This is a genomic window from Rhizobacter sp. P2_H2 (assembly GCF_056403375.1).
Genome location: NZ_JBFUFP010000124.1, coordinates 1 through 9,156, shown reverse-complemented (window position 1 = coordinate 9,156; position 9,156 = coordinate 1). Strand labels below are relative to the sequence as shown.

At 70.9% G+C, this 9,156-nt stretch carries 10 protein-coding genes; 9 read left to right on the top strand and 1 reads right to left on the bottom strand.

Annotated elements, in window-relative coordinates; genetic code table 11:
* From AC1D15_RS09945 to AC1D15_RS09910, 8 genes are all read left to right on the top strand, one after another.
* Positions 1–527, top strand: a 527-nt coding sequence (locus AC1D15_RS09945; RefSeq protein ID WP_477825853.1) for an HD-GYP domain-containing protein, incomplete at its 5' end; no start/stop codon positions are given.
* The gene (locus AC1D15_RS09940; protein ID WP_477825852.1) at positions 524–2,647 is read left to right on the top strand and encodes a putative bifunctional diguanylate cyclase/phosphodiesterase; all 2,124 of its coding nucleotides are present in this window, start codon (positions 524–526) and stop codon (positions 2,645–2,647) included. The genes AC1D15_RS09945 and AC1D15_RS09940, both read left to right, overlap by 4 nt.
* Before the next feature lie 121 nt (positions 2,648–2,768).
* A complete protein-coding gene (locus tag AC1D15_RS09935) occupies positions 2,769–4,022 on the top strand; it encodes a class I SAM-dependent methyltransferase (protein WP_477825851.1) in 1,254 nt (417 codons plus the stop codon).
* A complete protein-coding gene (locus AC1D15_RS09930) occupies positions 4,019–4,342 on the top strand; it encodes a DUF1840 domain-containing protein (protein ID WP_047510261.1) in 324 nt (107 codons plus the stop codon). Before AC1D15_RS09935 ends, AC1D15_RS09930 begins: the two co-directional genes overlap by 4 nt.
* A 12-nt stretch (positions 4,343–4,354) precedes the next feature.
* The gene (locus tag AC1D15_RS09925) at positions 4,355–4,981 is read left to right on the top strand and encodes a YbhB/YbcL family Raf kinase inhibitor-like protein (protein ID WP_477825850.1); all 627 of its coding nucleotides are present in this window, start codon (positions 4,355–4,357) and stop codon (positions 4,979–4,981) included.
* Positions 4,981–5,679: a histidine phosphatase family protein gene (locus AC1D15_RS09920; RefSeq protein ID WP_465110766.1), complete on the top strand. Its 699-nt coding sequence runs from the start codon at positions 4,981–4,983 to the stop codon at positions 5,677–5,679. The genes AC1D15_RS09925 and AC1D15_RS09920 overlap by 1 nt, the downstream gene beginning before the upstream one ends.
* Entirely contained in the window at positions 5,676–6,782 is a 1,107-nt protein-coding gene (locus tag AC1D15_RS09915; protein WP_477825849.1) for a DSD1 family PLP-dependent enzyme, read from the top strand. Before AC1D15_RS09920 ends, AC1D15_RS09915 begins: the two co-directional genes overlap by 4 nt.
* A gap of 63 nt (positions 6,783–6,845) precedes the next feature.
* The gene (locus tag AC1D15_RS09910; RefSeq protein ID WP_477825848.1) at positions 6,846–7,952 is read left to right on the top strand and encodes a sterol desaturase family protein; all 1,107 of its coding nucleotides are present in this window, start codon (positions 6,846–6,848) and stop codon (positions 7,950–7,952) included.
* 11 nt (positions 7,953–7,963) lie between these two features.
* On the opposite strand, the gene AC1D15_RS09905 is transcribed toward AC1D15_RS09910, so the two are convergent.
* On the bottom strand, positions 7,964–8,845 hold the full coding sequence (locus AC1D15_RS09905; RefSeq protein WP_477825847.1) for a LysR family transcriptional regulator: 882 nt from the start codon (positions 8,843–8,845) through the stop codon (positions 7,964–7,966).
* Positions 8,846–8,920: 75 nt separating this feature from the next.
* Here AC1D15_RS09905 and AC1D15_RS09900 point away from each other — a divergent pair.
* A partial coding sequence (locus AC1D15_RS09900; protein ID WP_477825846.1) for a GNAT family N-acetyltransferase occupies positions 8,921–9,156 on the top strand: 236 nt, incomplete at its 3' end.

The window sequence follows — 9,156 nt, the reverse complement described above, 5'->3', positions numbered from 1 at the left end:
CGCAGCACCACGAGCATGCCGACGGCAGCGGCTTTCCGCTCAAGCTCAACAGCGACCGCATGACGACGGCGGCGCGCATCGTCTCGCTGGTGAACCGCTACGACAACCTGTGCAACCCGCACGTGCCGTCGCGCGCACTGACGCCGCACGAGGCGCTGTCCACGCTGTTCGCGCAGAGCAAGGCCAAGTTCGACACCGCGATCCTCGGCGCCTTCATCCGCATGATGGGCGTCTACCCGCCCGGCTCGACGGTGCAGCTCACCGACGACCGCTACGCGATGGTGGTGTCGGTCAACTCGACCCGGCCGCTGAAGCCGCGCGTGCTGGTGCACGACCCGAAGGTGCCGCGCGACGAAGCGCTGATGCTCGACCTGGAGCAGATGCCGCGCCTGGGCATCCGCCGCAGCCTGAAGCCCCAGCAGCTGCCGACGGCGTCGCTGATCTACCTGTCGCCGCGCGCCCGCGTGGCCTATTTCTTCGAGCCGGAGCAGGTGCCCGAGACCGCGGACGCCGCGGCCGTTGCATGACGGTCGGCGAGCCGGCGCGGGGCCTCGACGCTTCGATCGACGGCTTGCCTGACGGACTGCTCGACGGCCTGCTCGAGGCGGTGTGGCTGGTCGACGCYGGCAGCCTGCGGATCCGCTCGGTCAATGCCGCGGCCGCCGAGCTGTTCGGCGTCGAGGCCGCCTCGCTGCGTGGCCGCGGGGCCACCGACCTGTGCGCGACACCTGAAGACCTGGTGTTCTGGAGCGAGGCGGCGACCGGCGTCGTCGACGACATCGTCTCCGACACGCTGGTGCGCCACGCGAGCGGCCGCCTGCTGCCGGTGACGCGTCGCGTGAGCCGCATCGGCGCCGGCCTGTTCCTCGTGACCTGCCGCGACCGCAGCGCGCAGCGCGCCGCCGAAGAAGAGCTCGAGACCCGCCTGGCCGAGTTGCGCGCGACGCTCGAATCCACCGCCGACGGCATCCTGGTGACCGACCTGTCGGGCCACATCCGCAGCTTCAACCACCGTTTCGCCGGCCTGTGGGCCCTGCCCGAGGAGGTGCTGGCCCGGCGCGACGACGAGGCGGTGCGCGACTGGATGCGCGCAAGCGTCGTCGACGGGGCCGACTACGAGCGCCGGCTCGCCGCGATCCACGAGGCGACGATGCTGCAGACCAGCGACGTTTTCACGCTGCATTCGGGCCGCGTGCTGGAGCGGCTGACGCTGCCGCAGTGCACGCGCGGCCACCCGATCGGCCGCGTGTTCTCGTTCCGCGACATCACCGAGAAGCTCGCCGCCAGTGCGCGCATCGAGGAGCTGTCGCACACCGACGCGCTGACCGGCCTGCCGAACCGGCGCCTGCTGGCCGACCGCATCGAGTTCGCGCTCGCGATGGCGCAGCGCGGCGGCAACCCGTTCGCGCTGATGGTGCTGAACCTCGACCGCTTCAAGCAGATCAACGACACGCTCGGCCTCGGGGTCGGCGACCGCGTGCTGCTGGAGGTCACCGACCGCATCAAGGATTGCCTGCGCAACGTCGACACCGTCGCGCGCCTCGCCGGCGACGAGTTCGTGCTGCTGGTGCACCAGGCCGACGCCAGCGCGGCCGAAGCCACCGCGCGGCGCGTGATCGACGCGATGGCCCGCCCGTTCACGCTCGACGCCGTCAGCTTCACCGTCACCTGCAGCATCGGCATCGCCATGAGCCCGGCCGACGGCGACAGCGCCGACGACCTGCTGCGCCGCGCCGATGCGGCGATGCACCACGTGAAGGAAGCCGGGCGCGCGAGCTTCCGCTTCCACCAGCCGCGCGGCGACGCCGGCCAGCGCCCGGACCATTCGCCGTTGCAGATCGCGCCGATGCAGATCGACCACGCGATGCGCCAGGCGCTGGTGAGCGGCCAGTTCCGGCTGCACTACCAGCCGCAGATCGACCTGAAGAGCGGCCAGGTGATCGGCGCCGAGGCGCTGATCCGCTGGCGCGATCCGGTGCTCGGCGAGGTCTCGCCGGGCGAGTTCATCCCGGTGGCCGAGGAGAGCGGCTTCATCATCCCGATCGGCGACTGGGTGCTGTCGCAGGCGGTGCGGCAGGCCGCCGCGTGGCGCGCCAACGGGCTGGAGATGCCGGTGTCGGTCAACGTCTCGGCGCTGCAGTTCCGGCAGCCCGACTTCATCGACCGCGTGGCCGGCGCGCTGAAGGGCGCGAACCTGCCGGCCCGGCTGCTCGAGCTGGAGCTCACCGAATCGATCCTGATCCACGACGCGGCCGGCGCGCTGCAGCGCCTGCAGGCGCTGCGCCAGCTGGGCGTGCAGATGGCGATCGACGACTTCGGCACCGGCTACTCGAGCCTGGGCTACCTGAAGCGCTTCCCGATCGCGCGGCTGAAGATCGACCGCAGCTTCATCAAGAACCTGCCCGACGACACCAGCGATGTCGCGATCGTCAACGCCATCATCCAGCTCGGCCGCGCGCTGAACCTGCGCGTGATCGCCGAAGGGGTCGAGACCGAGCCGCAGCGGCAGTTCCTGCTCGACGCCGGCTGCGACGAATTCCAGGGCTTCCTGTTCGCGCCGGCCCTCGACCACGGCAGCTTCGAAGGCCGCGTGAACCGCGCGGCGCCGCCCAGGTCGGTGCGGCTGGTGCACCCGGCCGGCGGCTGACAGCCCCCCTCGACACGGTCGGACATCGTCCGACATCCCTCCCCGAGCCCCGGCAAAAGCCGTACGCCACGCCCCGGTTTGCGTTTTTGCCTTATTTTCACGGGATCGTTGGAGGTTCCCGATGAATCCACTGGAGCGAACGCTGGAGCAGCGTGTCGAGGCACTGGGCGTCCCGATGGCAGTGGTGCTGCCCGGTGGGCAACGGCTCGGCCACCCGCAGCCGACCGTGACGATCCGGCTCAATGAACTGTCGCCGCTGGTGCACATCGCCGGCGGCCAGGTCGGCCGGGTCGCGCAGGACTATGTCGAGGGCCGCCTCGACTTCGACGGCACCGTGCGCGACCTGATGTCCATTGCCGCGCAGCTGATCGACGACGACCCGACCCAGTCGGAGCCGACCGGCGCGCCGCTCGCGTGGTGGCGCAACATCACGCGGGCCGCGCGCTCGCGGGCGCGCCACAGCACCGAATCGGATGCGCAGCAGGTCCAGTTCCACTACGACGTCTCGGACGACTTCTACGCGCTGTGGCTGGATCCGCTCAAGGTCTATTCCTGCGCCTACTTCCGCGAAGGCAGCCTGTCGCTCGCGAAGGCCCAGGAGGCCAAGCTCGACCACATCTGCCGCAAGCTGATGCTGCGCGAGGGAGAGCGCTTCCTCGACATCGGCGCCGGCTGGGGTGGGCTGCTGATGTGGGCCGCGCAGCACTATGGCGTGCGGGCGCACGGCATCACGCTGTCGAAGAACCAGCACGCGCACGTCAACGGGCTGATCGAGCGCAGCGGGCTGCGCGGGCGGGTCACGATGGAACTGCGCGACTACCGCGAGCTGCCGGAGGACGCGCCCTTCGACAAGATCGCCTCGGTCGGCATGTTCGAGCATGTGGGCCATGGGCAGCTGCCGGGCTACTTCGACAAGATCCGCCGGCTGCTGAAGCCGGGCGGCCTGCTGATGAACCACGGCATCACCGCCGGCAGCACGCGCAACGAGCAGTTGGGCGCCGGCATGGGCGACTTCATCGAGCGCTACATCTTCCCCGGCGGCGAACTGCTGCATGTGTCGCATGTGCTGAAGGTGATGAGCGAATCGCAGCTCGAGCCGGTGGACGCCGAGAACCTGCGCCCGCACTACGCACGCACGCTGTGGGCCTGGAGCGCGGCGCTGGAGCACCAGCTCGGGCGCGCGCGCGAACTGACCGGCGAATCGGTGGTGCGCGCCTACCGGCTCTACCTGGCCGGCAGCGCGATGTGCTTCGAGCAGGGCTGGATCTCGCTGTTCCAGATGCTGGCCGCACGGCCGGACGGCAACCCGGCGCGCGGGCCGATGCGCGGCGCACAATCCGAGTTCCCGTTCAACCGCGAGTACATGTACCGATGATCTACAAGTTCAAATCGAAGGCGGCCGGCGACGTGATCATGATGGGCCCGAACGGCGACCAGGTGCTGCGCCTGATCGGCAAGGCGCCGGGTGCGACGGGCATCATCGAGCCGGCGCAGATGCCGGCGGCCATCGCGGCGCTCGAGGCCGCGATCGCGCAGGACGAGGCGGCGCGCAAGCAGGCCGAGCAGGAGGCGGCGGCCGACGGGAAGAAACTGCCGCCGGCCGAGGGCGTGGGCCTGCGCCAGCGCGCCTGGCCGCTGGTCGAGATGATGAAGCGTTCGCAACCGGCCGATGCCGGCATCACCTGGGGTGTCTGAGGAGGAGCAGCGATGAAACTGTGGAGCGACAGCTGGATCAACGGCGACCGGATTCCGGCGCGCTATGCCGCCGGACGGCTGGAGGGTGCGTCGGGCGTCGGCTTCTCCGACAACCTGAACCCGCACCTGGCGTGGAGCGAGGTGCCGAAGGGCACGCAATCGCTCGCGCTGATCTGCCACGACTTCGACGTGCCGAGCCGCGGCGACGACGTGAACCAGGCCGACCGCGAGGTGCCGAGCGACCTGCCGCGCGTCGACTTCTTCCATTGGGTGATGGTCGACCTGCCGGCCGGCCTCTCGGCGATCGGCGAGGGCGAGTTCAGCCGCGGCTTCAGCGCGCGCGGCAAGCCGGGCCCGCAGGCGCTGCACGGCGCGCGGCACGGCCTGAACGATTACACCGGCTGGTTCGCCGGCAATGCCGAGATGGCGGGGCAGTACTTCGGCTACGACGGCCCGTTCCCGCCGTTCAACGATTCGCTGGTGCACCACTACGTGTTCACGCTGTATGCGCTCGACGTGGCGCGCACGCCGGTCGACGGCGTGTTCAGCGGCGCGCAGGTGCGCGAGGCGATCGCCCGGCACGTGCTGGCCGAGGCGACCCACTCCGGTACCTACACCCTCAATCGACGCCTGATCTGATGCAGCTGACTCGAATCCTCGCGATCCGCCACGGCGAGACCGCCTGGAATGTCGATGGCCGCATCCAGGGCCACACCGACATTCCGCTGAACGACAAGGGCCGCTGGCAGGCCGGGCGGCTGGGCGCCGCGCTGGCGCACGAGCAGGTCGACATCGTGTTCGCGAGCGACCTGCAGCGTGCGTTCGAGACCGCGCAGGCGGTCGCTCGGCCGCACGGGCTGCCGGTGCATGCCGATGCCGGCCTGCGCGAGCGCAGCTTCGGCGTCTTCGAGGGCTGGACCTTCGCCGAGATCGAGGCCCGCTGGCCCGAGCAGAGCCTGCGCTGGCGCCGGCGCGATCCCGACTACGGCCCCGAAGGCGGCGAGAACCTGCAGCAGCTGTCCGCCCGCTGCGTGGGCGCGGTGACGCGGCTGGCCGAGGCCCACCTCGGCAGCAGCATCGCGATCGTCGCGCACGGCGGCGTGATGGACTGCCTTTACCGCGCCGCGGCCCGCATCGACCTGCAGGCGCCGCGCTCCTGGCAGCTCGGCAATGCGAGCATCAACCGGCTGCTCTACACGCCCGAGGGCTTCACGCTGGTCGGCTGGAACGACACGCACCACTTCGACGGGTTGGGCGGGTTGGACGGCCCGTCGCTCGACGACCCCGGCAACGCGACCGGCCTGGCCGCCACCGACCGCGCAGGGCACGCGGCATGATGCAGCCGCGCGTCGGCGACCCGGTCGCGGCCGTGCCGACACCGGCACTGGTGATCGACCTCGACGCGATGGAGCGCAACCTGGCGCGCATGGCCGCGTTCGCCCGCGAGCACCGCCTGAAGCTGCGCCCGCACGCGAAGATGCACAAGAGCGCCCGCATCGCCGCGCTGCAGGTCGCGGCCGGCGCGGTCGGCGTGTGCGTGCAGAAGCTGTCGGAGGCCGAGGCGCTGGCGGCCGGCGGCGTCGCCGACATCTACATCAGCAACGAGATCGTCGACGCGGCCAAGCTGGCGCGCGTGGCGGCACTGGCCGGCCGCATCCGGCTCGCGATCGCTGTCGACTCATCACTCGGCATCGACCGCCTCGCGCTCGCGCTGAAGGCGGCCGGCACGTCGCTCGACGTGTTCGTCGAGATCGACGTCGGGCAGGGCCGCTGCGGCGTGGCGCCGACCGCGGCCGGCGCGCTCGCGCACCAGGTGGTGTCGCACGGCCTGCGCTTCGCCGGGTTGCAGGCCTACCACGGCAAGGCCCAGCACCTGCGCTCCGCCGACGAGCGCGCGGCGGCCATCCGCCATGCGGTGGCGCTGGTGCGGGCCGCTCAGGCCTCGATCACCGGGGCCGGCATCGCGTGCCCGCTGGTCACCGGCGCCGGCACCGGCAGCTTCGCGTTCGAGGCCGCCAGCGGCGTGTACGGCGAACTGCAGGCCGGCAGCTACCTGTTCATGGACCGCGACTACGCCGACAACCAGCCGGCGCCGGGCGCGCCGGTGTTCGAGCATGCGCTGTTCGTCAAGAGCCAGGTGGTGAGCCGCGGCGCGTCGCATGCGGTGGTCGACGCCGGCCACAAGTCGCATGCGATCGACAGCGGGCTGCCGTGCCCCTGGCAGCGCGACCTGGTGTTCGCCAACGGCGGCGACGAGCACGGCATCCTGCACCCGGGGCGCGATGCGTTGCCGGAATTGGGCGACACGGTCTGGCTGGTGCCGGGGCACTGCGATCCGACGGTCAACCTGCACGACCGGTATGTCGCGGTGCGCGGCGGGCTGGCCGGCGGCGTCGTCGAAGGCGTGTGGCCGGTCGACGCGCGCGGCTGCCTGGTCTGAACCCGACCCGAGGGCGGTGAAAGTCCCGTGGTCGCGGCGCGCCGGGCGCGTCACCATCGCCGGATGACCGATTCCCAGATCATCGTCCTCGCGACGCCGCTGTTCCTGCTGCTGATCGGCATCGAGTTCGCGGTCGGCATCGTTCGCCGCCGCAACACCTACGTGACGGCCGATGCGCTGAACAGCATCGGCCTGGGCATCATGAGCCAGGTGCTGAACGTGTTCAGCAAGCTGCTGATGGTCGGCCTCTACGCGCTCGTGTTCGAGACGCTCGCGCTGCACCCGCTGCCGCAGGACGCGGCGTGGGTCTGGGTCGCCGGCCTGCTGGTCTACGACTTCTGCTACTACTGGCACCACCGGCTCGGGCACACCGTCGCGGTGCTGTGGGCTGCGCATGCGGTGCACCACCAGAGCGAGGAGTACAACCTGTCGACCGCGCTGCGCCAGACCAGCACCGGCTGGCTGTTCGGCTGGATCTTCTACCTGCCGATGGCGGTGGCGGGCTTCCCGCCGCTGGTGTTCGGCGTCGTCGCGCTGGTCGACCTGCTCTACCAGTACTGGGTGCACACGCGGCAGATCGGCCGGCTCGGCTGGTTCGACCGCTGGTTCTGCGCGCCCAGCAACCACCGGGTGCACCACGCCGTCAACGACAAGTACCTGGACAAGAACTACGGCGGCATCCTGATCGTCTGGGACCGCCTGTTCGGCAGCTTCATCGAGGAAGACGATGCCGAGCCCTGCGTCTACGGCACGCGCACGCCGCTCGCGAGCTGGAACCCGCTGTGGGCCAACCTGCACGTCTACTGGGACCTCTTCCAGGACGCCTGGCATGCGCGGCGCTGGCGCGACAAGCTGCGGGTGTGGATCGAGCCGCCGGGCTGGCGGCCGGCCGACGTGGCCGAGCGCTTCCCGAAGCCGGCGTTCGATCTCGCGGCGCGCCGCAAGTACGACCCGCACCGCTCGCGCGCGGCGGCGCTCGTGGCCGGCGGGCTGTTCCTGGTGCTGCTCGGCGCGACCAGCGTCTTCCTGTGGAACGCGCACCGGATGCCGGGCCTGACGCAGGCGGCCGCGGCGGCCGGCATCCTCGCCGGCCTGTGGCTGGTCGGCTGGGTGTCTGAGCATGGGGTGGGCCGGTCCGTCGCCGCGCCGATCGGCCACCCGCAGCCTTAGGTCAACAGGATCTAACCCAGCTGCTTCAGCGCCGCGATCGTCTCGCCGAGCACGCGGTGCAGCTTCTTGTCGCGCCGCACGACGATCGCCAGCGTGCGGTGCAGCCGCGGTGACAGCGAGCGCACCTGCAGCGCGCCGCTGCGCCGCTCCCGCTCGGCCGGCATCGCGGTCAGGATCGCGCAGCCCAGCCCGGCCGCCACCATCGCCTTGATCGCCTCGTCATTGCCCAGCGACATCACCGGCTGCAGCGTGATGCCGCTGCGCGCGAACCAGTCGTCGACGAGGCGCCGCGTGTTGCCGCCGGGCTCGTAGGCCATCACCGGCAACCGCGCCAGCACGGCGGCGGTGATGCGTGCCGGCAGCACCATGTCGCGCGGCGCGACCAGCACGAACTCGTCGTCGCACACCGGCGTGACCTCGAGCGAGCGGCCGCCGGCCGGCAGCGTCACGAGGCCGAGGTCGATGTTGTTCTCCTCGACCGCCTTGACGATGTCGGCGGTGTTGCCGGTCGTGACGGTGATCTCCACACGCGGGTAGCGCTGCCGCAGGTCGCGCAGCAGCGGCGGCAGCAGGTAGGTGCAGGCGGTCGCCCCGGTGCCCAGGCGCAGCCGGCCGAGTGCGCCGCTCGCGTGCGGCGCCACCGCGTTGATCGCCGACGCGACCGCGGCATCGATGTGGCCGGCATGGATCAGCAACTCGGCGCCGGCAGCGGTCGGCTTCGCACGCCGGCCGACGCGTTCGATCAGCGTCGCGCCCAGGCGCTTCTCCAGCTGACGGATCTGCAGGCTGACCGCCGGCTGCGACAGCGACAGCCGCTCGGCGGCCGCCGAGAAACTGCCGCTGTCGATGACCGCGGCAAAGGCCTTCAGGTGCTCGAGGTTCAGGCTGTTCATGGCAAAGAAAAACTCATGGATTGCATGATTCTGATCCACTTCATTGATGTGAACGCGGCAGGCAGCATGGGCGCCATGAACACATCCCTCCCCTTGCAGGTCCGCGATGCCGCCGACGCCGATGTCCCGGCCATCCAGCGCCTCTATGCCCACCACGTGCTGCACGGTTCGGCCTCGTTCGAGACCACGGCGCCCGGCGTCGACGAGATGAAGGCGCGCCGCGCCCAGGTGCTGGCCGCGCAGCTGCCCTACCTGGTCGCCGAGGTCGACGGCGCGGTGGTCGGCTTCTGCTATGCGACGCCCTACCGGCC

Coding starts and splice junctions, on each gene's coding strand:
- AC1D15_RS09915 (WP_477825849.1), top strand. CDS start 5,676: ATGATGCAGCCGCGCGTCGGCGACCCGGTCGCGGCCGTGCCGACACCG.
- AC1D15_RS09930 (WP_047510261.1), top strand. CDS start 4,019: ATGATCTACAAGTTCAAATCGAAGGCGGCCGGCGACGTGATCATGATG.
- AC1D15_RS09925 (WP_477825850.1), top strand. CDS start 4,355: ATGAAACTGTGGAGCGACAGCTGGATCAACGGCGACCGGATTCCGGCG.
- AC1D15_RS09920 (WP_465110766.1), top strand. CDS start 4,981: ATGCAGCTGACTCGAATCCTCGCGATCCGCCACGGCGAGACCGCCTGG.
- AC1D15_RS09905 (WP_477825847.1), bottom strand. CDS start 8,845: ATGAACAGCCTGAACCTCGAGCACCTGAAGGCCTTTGCCGCGGTCATC.
- AC1D15_RS09910 (WP_477825848.1), top strand. CDS start 6,846: ATGACCGATTCCCAGATCATCGTCCTCGCGACGCCGCTGTTCCTGCTG.
- AC1D15_RS09935 (WP_477825851.1), top strand. CDS start 2,769: ATGAATCCACTGGAGCGAACGCTGGAGCAGCGTGTCGAGGCACTGGGC.